This is a genomic window from Pseudomonas sp. CAU 1711 (assembly GCF_039888625.1).
Taxonomy (GTDB): Bacteria; Pseudomonadota; Gammaproteobacteria; order Pseudomonadales; family Pseudomonadaceae; genus Aquipseudomonas.
This window is the reverse complement of sequence record NZ_JBDQQT010000006.1, coordinates 158,911-173,608: the sequence shown is the minus strand read 5'-3', so window position 1 is coordinate 173,608 and position 14,698 is coordinate 158,911. Positions and strand designations below refer to the sequence as shown.

The 14,698-nt window shown below is 68.2% G+C and carries 15 protein-coding genes; 3 read left to right on the top strand and 12 right to left on the bottom strand.

The window, feature by feature from the left end; translation table 11 throughout:
- Positions 1–160: 160 nt before the first annotated feature.
- Positions 161–1,213: a lipoyl synthase gene (gene lipA / locus AAFN46_RS08810; RefSeq protein ID WP_347808304.1), complete on the top strand. Its 1,053-nt coding sequence runs from the start codon at positions 161–163 to the stop codon at positions 1,211–1,213.
- Positions 1,214–1,265: 52 nt separating this feature from the next.
- On the opposite strand, the gene lipB is transcribed toward lipA, so the two are convergent.
- The 11 genes from lipB to AAFN46_RS08755 all read right to left on the bottom strand — a co-directional run bounded on the left by lipB (position 1,266) and on the right by AAFN46_RS08755 (position 11,853).
- Positions 1,266–1,883, bottom strand: coding sequence for a lipoyl(octanoyl) transferase LipB (lipB, locus tag AAFN46_RS08805; protein ID WP_347808303.1), 618 nt, complete (start codon positions 1,881–1,883; stop codon positions 1,266–1,268).
- A complete protein-coding gene (locus tag AAFN46_RS08800; RefSeq protein WP_347808302.1) occupies positions 1,883–2,161 on the bottom strand; it encodes a DUF493 domain-containing protein in 279 nt (92 codons plus the stop codon). Before AAFN46_RS08800 ends, lipB begins: the two co-directional genes overlap by 1 nt.
- Before the next feature lie 141 nt (positions 2,162–2,302).
- On the bottom strand, positions 2,303–3,475 hold the full coding sequence (locus tag AAFN46_RS08795; protein ID WP_347808301.1) for a D-alanyl-D-alanine carboxypeptidase family protein: 1,173 nt from the start codon (positions 3,473–3,475) through the stop codon (positions 2,303–2,305).
- 233 nt (positions 3,476–3,708) lie between these two features.
- Complete coding sequence (locus tag AAFN46_RS08790; RefSeq protein WP_347808300.1) at positions 3,709–4,716, bottom strand: septal ring lytic transglycosylase RlpA family protein; 1,008 nt, start codon at positions 4,714–4,716, stop codon at positions 3,709–3,711.
- Positions 4,713–5,699 (bottom strand): lytic murein transglycosylase B, encoded by a 987-nt coding sequence (gene mltB, locus AAFN46_RS08785; protein ID WP_347808299.1) that lies wholly within the window; start codon positions 5,697–5,699, stop codon positions 4,713–4,715. Before mltB ends, AAFN46_RS08790 begins: the two co-directional genes overlap by 4 nt.
- A 26-nt stretch (positions 5,700–5,725) precedes the next feature.
- Positions 5,726–6,874, bottom strand: coding sequence for a rod shape-determining protein RodA (gene rodA, locus AAFN46_RS08780; protein ID WP_347808298.1), 1,149 nt, complete (start codon positions 6,872–6,874; stop codon positions 5,726–5,728).
- Positions 6,871–8,793: a penicillin-binding protein 2 gene (gene mrdA, locus AAFN46_RS08775; protein WP_347808297.1), complete on the bottom strand. Its 1,923-nt coding sequence runs from the start codon at positions 8,791–8,793 to the stop codon at positions 6,871–6,873. The genes rodA and mrdA overlap by 4 nt, the downstream gene beginning before the upstream one ends.
- 10 nt (positions 8,794–8,803) lie before the next feature.
- Entirely contained in the window at positions 8,804–9,271 is a 468-nt protein-coding gene (rlmH, locus tag AAFN46_RS08770) for a 23S rRNA (pseudouridine(1915)-N(3))-methyltransferase RlmH (RefSeq protein ID WP_347808296.1), read from the bottom strand.
- A 273-nt stretch (positions 9,272–9,544) separates the two neighbouring features.
- Positions 9,545–9,904, bottom strand: a complete 360-nt coding sequence (gene rsfS, locus AAFN46_RS08765) for a ribosome silencing factor (protein WP_347808295.1) — start codon at positions 9,902–9,904, stop codon at positions 9,545–9,547.
- Positions 9,905–9,911: 7 nt separating this feature from the next.
- Positions 9,912–10,592, bottom strand: coding sequence for a nicotinate-nucleotide adenylyltransferase (gene nadD / locus AAFN46_RS08760; RefSeq protein ID WP_347808294.1), 681 nt, complete (start codon positions 10,590–10,592; stop codon positions 9,912–9,914).
- Positions 10,585–11,853, bottom strand: coding sequence for a glutamate-5-semialdehyde dehydrogenase (locus tag AAFN46_RS08755; protein ID WP_347808293.1), 1,269 nt, complete (start codon positions 11,851–11,853; stop codon positions 10,585–10,587). Before AAFN46_RS08755 ends, nadD begins: the two co-directional genes overlap by 8 nt.
- 152 nt (positions 11,854–12,005) lie before the next feature.
- Between AAFN46_RS08755 and AAFN46_RS08750 the strand changes: the two genes are divergently transcribed.
- Both AAFN46_RS08750 and AAFN46_RS08745 read left to right on the top strand, forming a co-directional pair.
- On the top strand, positions 12,006–12,695 hold the full coding sequence (locus AAFN46_RS08750) for a DNA-3-methyladenine glycosylase (protein ID WP_347808292.1): 690 nt from the start codon (positions 12,006–12,008) through the stop codon (positions 12,693–12,695).
- A complete protein-coding gene (locus AAFN46_RS08745) occupies positions 12,688–14,001 on the top strand; it encodes a bifunctional DedA family/phosphatase PAP2 family protein (protein ID WP_347808291.1) in 1,314 nt (437 codons plus the stop codon). The genes AAFN46_RS08750 and AAFN46_RS08745 overlap by 8 nt, the downstream gene beginning before the upstream one ends.
- A gap of 67 nt (positions 14,002–14,068) precedes the next feature.
- Here AAFN46_RS08745 and AAFN46_RS08740 read toward each other — a convergent pair whose 3' ends face one another.
- Positions 14,069–14,656 (bottom strand): LON peptidase substrate-binding domain-containing protein, encoded by a 588-nt coding sequence (locus AAFN46_RS08740; RefSeq protein ID WP_347808290.1) that lies wholly within the window; start codon positions 14,654–14,656, stop codon positions 14,069–14,071.
- Between the last annotated feature and the right edge of the window lie 42 nt (positions 14,657–14,698).

The window sequence follows — 14,698 nt, the reverse complement described above, 5'->3', positions numbered from 1 at the left end:
CCAATGCCACCGGCACGGGCAAACTCAGGGAAGCACGGGCGGCCCGACAGTGCCTCTCGCCGCCAGCCGACAGGCGCCGGCGCCGTGCCAAGGCGTCTATGGTAGACTGCGATCCGGCCACAAGCCCCGCCACCGAAGCCCCTACCGGAGCCGAGATCAGATGTCCGACACCCCCTCGCCCAAGTCCGTAGCCAGCGGCGAAAAATTCCGTACGCCGCAGGGTATCACCGCGATCAAGGATGGCCAGAAGCGTCGCGCTTCGGCCGAGCCGCAGATCGTCGAACCCAAGCCGAGCTGGCTGCGGGTCAAGGCGCCGAGCGGCAGCCGCTTCGAGGCGGTCAAGCGCAATGTAGGCGAGCATCGCCTGAGCACCGTGTGCCAGGAATCGCACTGCCCGAACATGGGCGAATGCTGGTCCAACGGCACCGCCACCATCATGCTGATGGGTTCGGTGTGCACCCGCGCCTGCCGCTTCTGCGCGGTCGACACCGGCAACCCGAATGGCTGGCTGGACCTGGAAGAGCCGCAGAACACCGCCAAGTCGGTGGAGCTGATGGGCCTGCGCTACATAGTGCTGACCTCGGTGGACCGCGACGACCTGGCCGACGGCGGCGCCGCACACTACGCCGCCTGCGTGCAGGCGATCAAGGCCAACACCCCGCGGGTGGTGGTGGAAGCGCTGACGCCGGACTTCGACGGCGACCAACAGGCGATCGCCCGCGTGGTGGATTCCGGCCTCGAGGTGTTCGCGCAGAACGTCGAGACGGTCAAGCGCCTGACCCATGTGGTGCGCGACCCCCGCGCCGGCTACGAGAAGACCCTGAAGGTGCTGGAGTTCGCCAAGCAGCATCGCCCGCAGGTACTGACCAAGACCAGCCTGATGCTGGGCCTGGGCGAGACCGACGAGGAGATCCTGCAAACCATGGACGATCTGCGCGCCATCGGCGTCGACATCCTCACCCTCGGCCAGTACCTGCAGCCGACGCGCAACCACCTGAAAGTGCAACGCTGGGTCAGCCCCGAGGAGTTCAACCGCTTGCGCGACATCGGCCTGGAGAAAGGCTTCATGGAAGTCGCCGCCGGCCCGCTGGTGCGCTCCAGCTACCGCGCCGACCGGGTGTTCGAGAAGAACAACCTGGGCCTGGCCGCCCCCGTCCCAGTGCCCGGCCAGCAGCAGGACGACAGCCTGATTCCGGCGCTCAATCTGAACTGACAGCGGCGAAAACGAAAAGGCCATGGTCACCCCATGGCCTTTTTCGTTTGCCTCAGACGTAGCCCAGGCGCTCGCGCAGGGCGCGCTCTAGGCGCTGCGCCACCTCGTCCAGCGCGGGCGGGCTCTGCAGCAGGTCCTTGAGCTGGACCATCTTCAGGCCGGCATAGCCGCAGGGATTGATGCGCAGGAACGGCGCCATGTCCATGTCGACGTTCAGCGCCAGACCATGGAAGGAGCAGCCGTTGCGCACCCGCAGGCCCAACGAGGCGATCTTGTCGCCGTTGACATACACTCCCGGGGCGTCGGCCTTGGGCGCCGCCTCGATGCCATAGCCGGCCAGCACATCGACCAGCGCCAGCTCCATAGCGGTGACCAGCTCGCGTACTCCCAGCTTGCGCCGGCGCAGGTCGAGCATCAGGTAGGCCACCAGCTGGCCGGGGCCGTGGTAGGTGACCTGGCCGCCACGCTCGACCTGGATCACCGGGATGTCGCCCGGCGCCAGCAGGTGCTCCGGCTTGCCGGCCTGGCCTTGGGTGAACACCCGCGGATGTTGCAGCAACCAGATCTCGTCGGGGCTCGACGCATCGCGCTCGGCGGTGAAGCGGCGCATGGCTTCCAGGGTCGGCAGGTAGTCCGCCAGGCCCAGGTGACGCACGACGAGCTCGGCCACTAGAGCACCATGTGCACGCGGCCGGTGGCCTTGAGGTCGCTGTGGATCGCCTGCAGCTGCTCGATGCTGGTGGCGGTGATCAGCACCTGCACGGAGAGGAAGCGGCCGTTGCGGCTGTCGCGCGACACCAGGCTGGCGGGATCGAGGTCCGGCGCGTGGCGCTGGATCACTTCCACCACCAGGTCGGCGAAGCCTGCGCCGGCCTCGCCTATCACCTTGATCGGGTAGCGCTCGCAGGGGAATTCGATTTTCGGGGCTTGTACTTCGGTATCGGTCATCAGGGTGCTCCGGGTTTGTGGCCCGCGAGAAAAACAGAACGCCCCGTCAGGGGCGTCTCATGAGCGAGTCGCTCCGCGACTCGTCGGCCTTTCGCCAAAAATGGGCGCGCCTGGCCGGTTTTTCAAGGCGCGCCCATCGCCTCAGTTGAACAGGCCGTAGAAGAACAGGCGGATGCTGTCCCACAGGCGGCGGAAGAAACCGCCCTCCTCCACCGGCTCCAGGGCGATCAGGTCGGCGCTGTGCACCAGCTCCTCGCCCAGCTTGACCTCGACCTTGCCGATCACGTCGCCCTGCTTGAGCGGCGCCACCAGTTGTGGCTCCAGCACCATGCTGGCCTTGAGCTGCTTGATCTGGCCCTTGGGCAGGGTCATGGACAGGTCCTCGGCCAGGCCGGCCTTGACCTGGCGACCGACGCCCTTCCATACCTGGGCCTGGGTCAGCTCCTGGCCGGCCTTGTAGAAGGTCTGGGTCTCGAAGAAGCGGAAGCCGTAGGTCAAAAGCTTCTGGGTCTCGGCCGCGCGGGTCTTCTCGCTGTCGGTACCGAACACCGAGGTGATCATGCGCGCGTCGTTGCGCACGGCCGAGGCCACCAGGCAGTAGCCGGCTTCCTCGGTGTGGCCGGTCTTCAGGCCGTCGACCGTGCTGTCGCGCCACAGCAGCAGGTTGCGGTTGCCCTGCTTGATGTTGTTCCAGAGGAACTCCTTCTGCGAGTAGATCGCGTAGTGCTGCTTGTCCTCGTTGATGATGGCACGGGCCAGGATGGCCATGTCGTGGGCGCTGGAATAGTGCTCCGGATGCGGCAGGCCGGTAGCGTTCATGAAGTGCGAGTTCTTCATGCCGAGCCGCTCGGCGGTGGCGTTCATCATGTCGGCGAAGGCGTCCTCGCTGCCGGCGATGTACTCGGCCAGCGCGATGCTGGCGTCGTTGCCGGACTGGATGATGATGCCGTGCAGCAGGTCGTCCACCGTGACCTGGCTGTTGATCGGCAGGAACATGGTGGAGCCGCCGGAGGCCGCGCCGCCGGTGCGCCAGGCATGCTCGCTGACGGTGACCAGGTCCTGCTCGCCGATCTTGCCCTTGCGGATTTCCAGGGTGGCGATATAGGCGGTCATCAGCTTGGTCAGGCTGGCCGGCGGCAGGCGCTGATCGCCATTGTTCTCCACCAGCACCTTGCCGCTGGCGCCGTCCATCAGCACATAGGATTTGGCGGCCAGTTGCGGCGGCGAGGGAATCGCCGATTCGGCGGACGCGACGCAGGGCGCGGCCAGCATCACGAGCAGGGAGAGGCGTTGGGCAAGGCGAGAGATGTTCATCCGTTTCTCTGAAGTCACTGTTCAACAATGGCACGGGCGGCCTCGGCCGCCCGCATTCACCGCCGCCTCACGGCGGCGGACGAAGTCCGCTCAGAACCTGTTCAAAGTCTTGCGAGCTAGAGCCAGGCTAGGCAGAAACAGGCGAGGAAGCGCAGTTTACGAGCGGTAAATGAGCATTCCGAGTCTGTTTTTAACGACGCATGGCCGACGCGCAGCAGACTTTAAACAGGTTCTCAGTCGGGGCGCACCAGGGTCGGCTCCCCAAGATTGGCCAGGCGCACGCTGTCCTGCAGCTGCTGCGCCTCGGCCTGGGTCTCAACCGGCCCCAGGCGGACTCGGTGCAATATCTGCTGGTTGCGCACCACCGAGCTGATAAACACCTGGGCAGGCACCGTTTGGCTCAGCTTGGCCTTGAGAAGTTCCGCAGCGTCGGGATTGGCGAAGGCGGCTACTTGGAGATACAGGCCAGAGACTGCGGGCGTAGCGTTTTTTTTTACCTCGACCTGGACCGGCAGCACGGCGGCCGCATGCTGCTCGGCCGGCGGGCTGTACTGCTCGATCGGCTGGCTGGCGGCCACCGCCAGCGGCTGCGCGGCGGCCGGCTGCGGGCTGGCCATCTTCGGCTGCGCCAGCACCATGGGCACCGGGCGCCCCTGGGCGGCCCACCACTCGTGCGGGTCGATGCCCTCGACCTTGACCCGCGCGGTGCCGCTCTCGGCATAGCCGAGCTTCTTCGCCGCGGCGAAGGACAGGTCGATGATGCGGTCGGAATAGAAGGGCCCGCGGTCGTTGACCCGCAGGATTACGCTCTTGCCGTTGTCCAGGTTGGTCACCCGCACATAGCTCGGCAGCGGCAGGGTCTTGTGCGCGGCGGTCATGCCGTACAGGTCGTAGGCCTCGCCGTTGGCGGTGGCCTGGCCGTGGAACTTGGTGCCGTACCAGGAGGCGGTGCCGGTGGCGACATAGCGACGGCTGTCGCGGATCGGGTAATAGGTCTTGCCCATCACCGTGTAGGGGTTGGCCTTGTAGTTGCCGTAATGCGGCATCGGCACGGCATCGGGGATGCGCGACACGTCGACGTCCCACCAGGGCGCGCCGTCGCGGTGCGGACGGTTGTAGTCGGAAGGCCCGGAGATCGGCTGCGAGCCCGGCGCCACCGGCTGCGGCGCACGGCTGCTGGAGCAGCTGGCGAGTGCCAGGCCGAGCACGGCCAGGGCCAGGCCACGCAGCGCCAGGTTCATGGCCGGCCCCGCTTGGCCAGCAGCTCGCCGGACAGCTGGTGCACGGCCATGGCGTACATGGCGCTGCGGTTGTAGCGGGTGATCACGTAGAAGTTGGGTAGGCCCATCCAGTACTCCTGGCCCTCGGCGCCGTCGAAGCGGAAGGCGGTGACCGGGATATCGTCGCGCAGCACGTCGCCGCTGACCCAGCCCAGGGCGCGCAGCTCACCGACGTTCTTCACCGGATCGAGGCCTTGGGTCAGGCCGCCCTCGGCCAGTTCGCCCTTGATCTGGGCGCGGCTGACCACCGGCTCGCCGGTCGTCCAGCCATGGCGCTTGAAGTAGCTGGCGACGCTGCCGATGGCATCCACCGGGTTGCTCCAGATGTCGATGTGGCCGTCGCCGTCGAAGTCCACGGCATAGGCGCGGAAACTGCTCGGCATGAATTGCGGCAGGCCCATGGCCCCCGCGTAGGAGCCCTTGAGATTGAGCGGGTCGACCTGCTGCTCGCGGGCCAGGATGAGGAACTCGCGCAGCTGCTGGCAGAAGAATTCGGCGCGCGGCGGGTAGTCGAAGCACAGGGTGGACAACGCATCGAGCACGCGCCAGCTGCCGGTGTTGCCGCCGTAGAAGGTCTCCACGCCGATGATCGCTACAATCACCTGGGCCGGCACGCCATATTCCTGCTCGGCACGCGCCAGGGCGTCGGCATGCTTGTTCCAGAAGTCCACGCCCTTGCCGATGCGCGCCTCGGTGATGAAGATCGGCCGGTAGTCCTTCCACGGCTTGACCTTCTCGGCCGGCCGGGAAATAGCGTCGAGGATCGCCTGCTTGCGCTCCACCTGGTCGAACAGCGCGGTCAGCTGCTCGCCGGCGAAGCCGTGGTCGCGGGTCATCTCGGCCACGAACTCGGCCACCCTGGCCGAGCCCTGGTATTCCCCCGCGGCCTGGGCCGGCCCGGTCACGCCCAGCAGCGCCATCATGGCCACCGCAGCGCTACGCATTGCTTGTTTCAAATTCTGCACTCTTGTCATGCCTGGGCGATCCACTTGCGGTGCGTCTGGATCGCCATCAACACCCCGAACCCTGACAGCAGCGTCACCAGATGGGTTCCGCCATAACTGATAAAGGGCAGGGGTACCCCCACCACCGGCAGCAGTCCGCTGACCATGCCGATGTTCACGAATACATAGACGAAGAAGGTCATGGTCAGGCTGCCGGCCAACAGCTTGCCGAACAGCGACTGGGCGTTCGCGGTGATGATCAGCCCGCGGCCGATCAGCAGCAGGTAGACGAACAGCAGAATGCACACCCCGACCATGCCGAACTCTTCGCTCAGCACGGCAATGATAAAGTCCGTGTGGCTTTCCGGCAAAAAATCCAGGTGCGACTGGGTGCCGAGCAGCCAGCCCTTGCCGAATACGCCACCCGAGCCGATGGCCGCCTTCGACTGGATGATGTTCCAGCCGGTGCCCAGCGGGTCGCTCTCCGGGTTGAGGAAGGTCAGCACCCGCTGCTTCTGGTAATCACGCAAAACGAAGAACCACATGGCGATGGCGATCGGCACCACGGCCGCCAGCGCGCCGATGATCCAGCGCCACTGCAGGCCGGCCATGAACAGCACGAAGGCGCCGGAGGCGAGGATCAGCAGCGAGGTGCCCAGGTCCGGCTGCTTGAGGATCAGCACGAAGGGGATGAGGATCAGCACCAGGCTGATGGCGATGTGCTTGAACTTCGGCGGCAGGTTGTGCCGCGCCAGGTACCAGGCGATGGTCGCCGGCATGATGATCTTCATCAGCTCCGAGGGCTGGAAGCGGATCACCCCGGGAATATTGATCCAGCGCGTGGCGCCCATGGCCGTGTGGCCCATGACTTCCACCGCCACCAGCAGACCGACGCCCACCAGATAGGCCAGCGGCACCCAGCTGGCCATGAAGCGCGGCTCGAACTGGGCGATGACGATGGCCGCGACCAGGCCGATGGCGAAGGAGGTGCCCTGCCTGAACACCAGATCCCAGCTCTTGCCGCTGGCCGAATACAGCACGAACAGGCTGCCGGCGGCCAACGCCAGCAGGATCAGCAGCAGCCAGCCGTCGATATGCAGGCGCTGCAGCAGGCTGGCGCGGCGCTTGAACACGTCCTCCTGGGAAAGGTTGCGGTCGAATTCCTGGCGTTTCATCTTTGCACCCTCGCCTCTTCGGCCGTCAGTGGCGGGCGGTATTCCGGTTTGAGCTGGCCGTCGGGGCCCAGCAGCCAGGCGTCCATCACCTGCTTGACCACCGGCGCGGCGACCCCGGAGCCGGACTCGCCGTTCTCCACCATCACCGCCACGGCGATCTTCGGTGCCTGGGCCGGGGCGAAGGCGACGAACAGGGCGTGGTCGCGATGGCGCTCACGCACCTTGCTGCGGTCGTACTTCTCGCCCTGCTTGATCGCCACCACCTGGGCCGTGCCGCTCTTGCCGGCGATGCGGTAGGCGGCGGTGGCGCCGACCTTGGCCGCGGTGCCGCGCGGCCCGTGCATCACCGCCTCCATGCCCTGACGCCCGTAGTCCCAGAACTTGTCGTCGCGCAGCACTATGTCCGGCGGCGTCTCCATGCCGTCCATGGCGCCCTCGGCCATCAGCTCCTGCGGCGTCTGGCCGTCGGCGCTCTTGAGCAGGTGCGGGCGTATCCACTTGCCGCGGGTGGCCATCAGCGCGGTGGCCTGGGCCAGCTGCAGCGGCGTGGTCTGCATGTAGCCCTGGCCGATGCCGAGGATCAGCGTTTCGCCCGGATACCAGGCCTGGCGGTAGCGCGCGCGCTTCCACTCGCGCGAGGGCATCAGGCCGGCGGTCTCCTCGAACATGTCCAGCGCCACCCGCTGACCGAAGCCGAAGCGGGTCATGTAGGCGTGCAGGCGGTCGATGCCCATCTTGCGCGCCAGGTCGTAGAAGTAGGTGTCGTTGGAACGCATGATGGCGAACTCCATGTTCACCGAGCCGTCGCCCAGGCGGTTCCAGTTACGGTACTTGTGGCTGTTGCCGGGCAGCTGATAGTAGCCGGGATCGAACACCCGGGTCTGCGGGGTGATCACCCCGGCGTCCAGACCCGATACGGCCACCATCGGCTTGACCGTCGAGCCCGGCGGATACAGGCCGCGCAGCACCCGGTTGTACAGCGGCCGGTCGATGGAGTCGCGCAGCTCGGCATAGGCCTTGAAGCCGATGCCGGTGACGAAGGGGTTGGGGTCGAAGCTGGGCTGGCTGACCATGGCCAGCACCTCGCCGGTGGCCGGCTCGATCGCCACCAGGGCGCCGCGGCGATCGCCCAGGGCCTGCTCGGCGGACTCCTGCAGACGCACGTCCAGGCTCAGGGTGAGGTCCATCCCGGGAGTCGGATCGGTGCGCTTGAGCACCCGCAGCACCCGGCCACGGGCGTTGGTCTCGACTTCCTCGTAGCCGACCCGGCCGTGCAGCAGGTCCTCGTAGAAGCGCTCGATGCCGGTCTTGCCGATATGGTGGGTACCGGCGTAGTCGGTGGCGTCGAGATTCTTCAGCTCCTGTTCGTTGATCCGCCCGACATAGCCGACCGAGTGGGCGAAGCGCTCCTTCTGCGGGTAGTGGCGCACCAGCTGGGCGCTGACCTCGACGCCGGGCAGGCGGAACTGGTTGACCGCGATGCGGGCGATCTGCTCCTCGGACAGCTCGAACAGCACCGGCACCGGCTCGAAGGGGCGGCGCCCCTGGCGCATGCGCTTCTCGAACAGGGCGCGCTCGTCGGCGCCGAGTTCCAGCACCTCGACCACGGTATCGAGCACCCGCTGCCAGTCGCCGGCGCGCTCGCGGGTCAGGGTCAGGCTGAAGCTGGGCCGGTTGTCGGCGATGATCACCCCGTTGCGGTCGAAGATCAGCCCACGGGTCGGCGGGATCGGCTGCACATGGATGCGATTGTTCTCCGCCAGGGTCGAGTGATATTCGTACTGGATCACCTGCAGGTAGTACATGCGCGCGACCAGCACGCAGGTCAACAGCAACACCACCACGCCGCCGACCAGGACGCGCCGGCGCACGACGCGGGCGTCCTTCTCGTGGTCCTTGATGCGGATCGGTTGCGGCATCGACTGCTACTTACTTGTGATACGGATGGCCGGACAGCACGGTCCAGGCCCGATAGATTTGCTCACCGACCAGGATGCGCACCAGCGGGTGCGGCAGGGTCAGCGGCGACAGCGACCAGCGCTGCTCGCTACGCGCGCAGACTTCCGGCGCCAGGCCCTCGGGGCCGCCGACCATCAGGTTGACGTTGCGCGCGTCGAGGCGCCAGCGCTCCAGCTCGGCGGCCAGCTGCTCGGTGCTCCAGGGCTTGCCTGTGACCTCCAGGGTGACGATGCGTTCCCCCGCCTGCACCTTGCCCAGCATGGCCTCGCCCTCCTGGCGGATCAGGCGGGCGACGTCGGCGTTCTTGCCACGGGTGTTCAGCGGAATTTCCACCAGCTCCAGCGGCAGCTCGGCCGGCAGGCGCTTGACGTACTCCTGCCAGCCCTCCTCCACCCAGCGCGGCATGCGCGAGCCGACGGCGATCAGCTTGATACGCACGATTAGGGTCTGTTCCCGTTTCGGCACGAGCCGCGTTGCCGCGCCAAATGGCGCCAGGCTAGGCGCGGGACGCAGGCAATGGTCATTCCCTTGGCAAGTCCCGCAACGACGCATGGCGCCATTTGCCGCGCAACCCGCAGGGCCGGGCCGGTTTTGGCGCGGTGCTGCGTTATTCGTCGCTCATTTGGAATGACCAAACTTCTCTCCTCATGCCTTGCCCCACGCCAAAACCGGCGCCGGCGCGGCCGTGGCGAAACGGGAACAGACCCTATCTTATTCCGGCTGGTCTTGGTGATGGGCGCGGCTCTGCTCGGCGCCCTGCCACAGGCGCTCCAGGTCGTAGAACTGACGGGTGGCGACCTGCATCACGTGCACCACCACGTCGCCCAAGTCGAGCAGGGCCCATTCGCCGCCGTCCAGACCCTCGTTGCCGAGCGGGCGCACGCCCTGCTCCTTGACCTTCTCCAGGACGTTCTCGGCCATCGACTTGACGTGACGGCTGGAGGTGCCGCTGGCGATCACCATGAAATCGGTGACGCTGGTCTTGCCGCGCACATCGATGGTGGTGATGTCCTTGCCCTTGAGTTCTTCCAGGGCGCCTACGGCGACCCGGACCAGTTCTTCGTTCTGCATCTCTACCTCATGAAAGGGTTTGCGCAGGGTACAGCCCCTGCGTTTGGATATAGGTCAGCACGGCATCGGGCACCAGGTAGCGCGCCGAACGCCCGTCCGCCAGCAACTGGCGAATCTGCGTGGCGGACACCGCCAGCGGCGTCTGCCAGATGAAGCTGAGCTGCCCGCTCGGTCCCTCGAGGCTCAGCGGGTCGTGCACGCTGCGCGCGGCGACCAGATCGCGCAGCGCCTCGGGCGCCTCGCTGTCGGCGTCCGGGCGCTGCAGCACCAGCATGTGGCAGTGCTGCAGCAGTTCCTGCCAGCGGTGCCAGCTCGGCAAACCGCAGAAGGCATCCCAGCCGAGCAGGAGAAACAGCTGGTCGTCCGTCGCCAGTTCGCCGCGCACCGACTCCAGAGTGTCGACGGTGAAGGACGGCCTGTCGCGCCTGAGCTCGCGATCGTCCACCGCCAGCCGCGGCTCGCCGGCTACCGCCAGGCGCACCATGGCCAGGCGCTGCTCGGCCGTGGCCTGCGGCGCCTCGCGGTGCGGCGGGCGCGCGCTGGGCACCAGACGCAGCTCGTCCAGAGCCATGAACTCGGCCACTTCCAGCGCCGCGCGCAGGTGGCCGACGTGCACCGGGTTGAAGGTGCCGCCGAGCAGGCCGATGCGCCGTGGCGCGGCGGACTGGGCGCCCCCCTGCTTAGGCATTCTGCCCGCGCAGCTGGCCGTCGCCGATCACCACATACTTCTCGCAGGTCAGGCCCTCCAGGCCGACCGGACCGCGGGCGTGCAGCTTGTCGGTGGAGATGCCGATCTCAGCGCCCAGGCCGTACTCGAAGCCGTCGGCGAAGCAGGTCGGCGTATTCAGCATCACCGAGCTGGAGTCGACCTCGGCGAGGAAGCGCCGGGCCTGGCCCTGGTGCTCGGTGACGATGGCGTCGGTGTGGTGCGAGCCGTAATGATTGATGTGCTCGATGGCCTGCTCCAGGCCGTCGACCACGCGGATCGACAGGATCGCCGCCAGGTACTCGGTGCTCCAGTCCTCTTCCGTGGCCGGCAGCGCCTCGATCAGCGCGCGGGTGCGCTCGCAGCCGCGCAGCTCGACGCCCTTGTCGCGCAGGCGCGCGGCGATCGCCGGGAGGAAGTCGGCGGCCACCGCCTGGTCGACCAGCAGGGTCTCCATGGCGCCGCAGATGCCGTAGCGGTAGGTCTTGGCGTTGAAGGCGATGTCGCCGGCCTTGGCCAAATCGGCATGGGCGTCGACATAGACGTGGCAGATGCCGTCCAGGTGCTTGATCACCGGCACCCGTGCGTCCTTGCTGATGCGCTCGATCAGGCCCTTGCCGCCGCGCGGAACTATCACGTCGACGAACTCCGGCAACGTGATCAGCGCGCCGACGGCGGCGCGGTCGGTGGTCTCCACCACCTGCACGCAGGCGGCCGGCAGCCCGGCCTCGGCCAGGCCCTGCTGGATGCAGCGGGCGATGGCGCGGTTGGAGTGGATGGCCTCGGAACCACCACGCAGGATGGTGGCGTTGCCGGACTTCAGGCACAGGCTGGCGGCGTCGATGGTCACGTTCGGCCGCGACTCGTAGATGATGCCGATCACGCCCAGCGGCACGCGCATCTTGCCGACCTGGATACCGGACGGCCGATAGCTCATGTCGCGGATGGCGCCGACCGGGTCGGGCAGCGCGGCGACCTGGCGCAGGCCCTCGATCATGCCGTCGATGCGCGCTGGGGTCAGCGCCAGGCGGTCGACCATGGCTGGCTCCAGACCATTGGCGCGGGCGGCGGCCAGGTCCAGCTCGTTGGCGGCGGCAAGCTCGGCGCGGGCGGCGTCGAGGGCGGCGGCGGCGGCCAGCAGGGCGCGATTCTTCTGCGCCGTGCTGGCGCGGGCGAGCACCCGCGAGGCGGCGCGCGCGGCGCGGCCCAGACGGGTCATGTAGTCGAGTACGGACTCGGTCATGGTCGGCGAAGGTCCGGTGGCTGGAAAAAAGTGGCTGATTATAGCCGGCATGCCCCGCCGCGCCCAGCGCCGCCGGACGCACGACCAGGGCGATGGCCCCGAACAGCGGGCGGCGCTGCTAAGATCGCGCCACTCGCCGACCCGGAGCACCGATGCGCGCCCCCGCCCGCCCACTACCCGACAGCTTCTTCGACCGCGACGCCCAGTTGCTCGCCCGCGCCCTGCTGGGCAAGGTGATCCGCCATTGCCATCGCGGCCACTGGCTGGCGGCGCGGATCATCGAGACCGAGGCCTACTACCTGACCGACAAGGGCAGCCACGCCTCGCTCGGCTACACCGACAAGCGCCGCGCGCTGTTCCTCGATGGCGGGCACATCTACATGTACTACGCCCGCGGCGGCGACTCGCTGAACTTCAGCGCCCAGGGGCCCGGCAATGCGGTGCTGATCAAGTCGGCCGCGCCCTGGCTGGACGAGCGCTGCGCGGCCGACGCCCTGCCGCGCATGCAGGCCAACAACCCCGCCGCCAGCGGCGAGCCGCGCCCACCCGAACGCCTGTGCGCCGGCCAGACCCTGCTGTGCAAGGCACTCGGCCTCAGGGTAGCGGACTGGGACGGCCGCCGCTTCGACCCGCAGCGGCTGTTCGTCGAGGACGTCGGCGCGCGCCCGGCCCGCATCGTCCAGACCACCCGCCTGGGCATCCCGGCCGGGCGCGACGAACACCTGCCCTACCGTTTCGTCGACGCCGCCTTCGCCCGCCAGTGCACCCGCAACCCGCTGCGCCGGGGCCAGGTCGAAGGGCGCGACTACTTCCTGCTCGATCCCGAGGACACCCATGACTGAATGGTTCGCCCACCTATCGACCTGGCTGGAGGCCCACCCGCAGTGGCTGGGCCTGGTCCTGTTCCTGGCCGCCTGCCTGGAGTGCCTGGCCCTGGCCGGCCTGCTGGTGCCTGGCACCGTGCTGCTGTTCGCCCTCGGCGTGCTGGCCGGCAGCGGCGCCCTGAGCCTGGGCGAGACCCTGCTGCTGGCCTATGCCGGCGGCCTGCTCGGCGATGTCATCTCCTATGCCATCGGCCGTCGCTTCCACCAGGGCATCCGCCGCCTGCCGCTGCTGCGCGACCACCCCGAGTGGCTGAGCGGCGCGGAGCGCTATTTCCAGCGCTACGGCGTGGTCAGCCTGCTGGTCGGCCGCTACATAGGCCCGCTGCGGCCCATGCTGCCGCTGGTGGCCGGCATGCTCGACATGCCCTTCGTGCGCTTTCTGCTGATCAGCCTGCTGGCCGCCGGCTGGGCAGTGGCCTACCTGCTGCCGGGCTGGGCCACCGGCGCGGCCATGCGCCTGCCCCTGCCGGAGGGCTTCTGGCGCGAGGCCGGGCTGGTCGCCGCCGGCATCGCCCTGATGCTGCTGGCGGTGATCCACAGCAGCCTGCGCGAGCAGCGCTGGGCCACCCTGCTGGCCGCCGGCAGCAGCGCCGCGCTGCTGCTCGCCCTGCTGCTCGGCATCCCCCACCTCGACGCCCTCGACCACGGCCTGAACGCCCTGGTCCAGGAGCAGCGCAACCCGCACCTGGACAGCCTGGCCCTGCTGATCACCGGCCTCGGCGACTTCGACACCCAGCTGGCCGCCGGCGCATTGCTGACCCTGCTCCTGCTACTCGCCCGCCGCCTCCACGCCGCCCTGTTCGTCGCCAGCTGCATGCTGTGCACCGCCCTGGCCACCAGCGGCCTCAAGCAGCTGTTCGCCCGCGCCCGCCCGGAGGTGCTGCAGCATCCGCTGGAGAGCTTCAGCCTGCCCAGCGGCCACAGTTCGGCGGCCTTCGCCTTCTTCCTTGCCCTGGGCGTGCTGGCCGGGCGCGGCGCGCCGGCGCGCACGCGGCTGACCTGGATGCTGCTGGCCAGCCTGCCGGCGCTGTGCATCGCCGCCTCGCGGGTCTATCTGGGGGTGCACTGGCCGACCGACATACTGGCCGGCGCCCTGCTCGCCGGCAGCCTGTGCGCCGCCAGCCTGGCCTGGCTGCAGCGCCGCGCGCCGATGGCGCCGCTGGGCGCGCGGGTGTGGTGGCTGATCCTGCCGGCGACCCTGGCCCTGCTCGGCGCGATCAGCGCCTGGGCGCTGCCGCAGGCGATCCTGCAGTACCGCTATTGAGCTATTTCCGTAGGGTGGACAACGCCGAAAGCTTGTCCACCGTGACGGATGGCTGCGGCCATCCAGCCTATGCGGTGATCTCCTGCAACTGCTCCAGCAACTGCTGAATCAGCTCGAGACGCTGCGAAGGCGAGTCCAACACCAGCAGCTGCAGTTTCTGCTCGACGGCGAAGGGCAGCAGGTAGGCCAGCTGGTTGGCCAGGGCCTGCTGGCCGTCGACCGCCCCGCCCATGCCAAGGCCGGCCACCAGCGGATGCTCGGCCAGGGCGCCGAGCAGCGCGGCGAGGTCGGCGTGCTCGTCCAGCAGCGCGGCATCCCCGGCCTCGGCCAGCCAGTCCACCTCGGCCAGGGTCTGCTGGTTCGGCTGCACCAGCGCCTTGCTCACGCGAAAGCGCCGCCCACCCTCGACGCGGATGCCGAGCAGGCCGTTGGGGCGCTGCTGGAAGTCGCGGATCAGCGCCTCGCAGCCCAGCGCGGCGAAGCGCTTGACCGCCCCGCCGACCTCCTGGCCTTCGAGTATGGCGACCACGCCGAAGCCCTCACCGCGCTTCATGCAGGCGCTGACCATGTCCAGGTAGCGCGCCTCGAAGATCTGCAGATCGAGGATGCAGCCGGGAAACAGCACGGTGTTGAGCGGAAACAGTGGATAACTCATCGACGCTCCCTCAGAGCCTGTGCAAAGTCATGCGCGCTAGAG

What these genes read in the sequence shown, in the direction of transcription:
- lipA (WP_347808304.1), top strand. Translation starts at nt 161, where the DNA reads ATGTCCGACACCCCCTCGCCCAAGTCCGTAGCCAGCGGCGAAAAATTC.
- AAFN46_RS08800 (WP_347808302.1), bottom strand. Translation starts at nt 2,161, where the DNA reads ATGACCGATACCGAAGTACAAGCCCCGAAAATCGAATTCCCCTGCGAG.
- AAFN46_RS08795 (WP_347808301.1), bottom strand. Translation starts at nt 3,475, where the DNA reads ATGAACATCTCTCGCCTTGCCCAACGCCTCTCCCTGCTCGTGATGCTG.
- AAFN46_RS08790 (WP_347808300.1), bottom strand. Translation starts at nt 4,716, where the DNA reads ATGAACCTGGCGCTGCGTGGCCTGGCCCTGGCCGTGCTCGGCCTGGCA.
- mltB (WP_347808299.1), bottom strand. Translation starts at nt 5,699, where the DNA reads ATGCGTAGCGCTGCGGTGGCCATGATGGCGCTGCTGGGCGTGACCGGG.
- rodA (WP_347808298.1), bottom strand. Translation starts at nt 6,874, where the DNA reads ATGAAACGCCAGGAATTCGACCGCAACCTTTCCCAGGAGGACGTGTTC.
- mrdA (WP_347808297.1), bottom strand. Translation starts at nt 8,793, where the DNA reads ATGCCGCAACCGATCCGCATCAAGGACCACGAGAAGGACGCCCGCGTC.
- rsfS (WP_347808295.1), bottom strand. Translation starts at nt 9,904, where the DNA reads ATGCAGAACGAAGAACTGGTCCGGGTCGCCGTAGGCGCCCTGGAAGAA.
- nadD (WP_347808294.1), bottom strand. Translation starts at nt 10,592, where the DNA reads ATGCCTAAGCAGGGGGGCGCCCAGTCCGCCGCGCCACGGCGCATCGGC.
- AAFN46_RS08755 (WP_347808293.1), bottom strand. Translation starts at nt 11,853, where the DNA reads ATGACCGAGTCCGTACTCGACTACATGACCCGTCTGGGCCGCGCCGCG.
- AAFN46_RS08750 (WP_347808292.1), top strand. Translation starts at nt 12,006, where the DNA reads ATGCGCGCCCCCGCCCGCCCACTACCCGACAGCTTCTTCGACCGCGAC.
- AAFN46_RS08745 (WP_347808291.1), top strand. Translation starts at nt 12,688, where the DNA reads ATGACTGAATGGTTCGCCCACCTATCGACCTGGCTGGAGGCCCACCCG.
- AAFN46_RS08740 (WP_347808290.1), bottom strand. Translation starts at nt 14,656, where the DNA reads ATGAGTTATCCACTGTTTCCGCTCAACACCGTGCTGTTTCCCGGCTGC.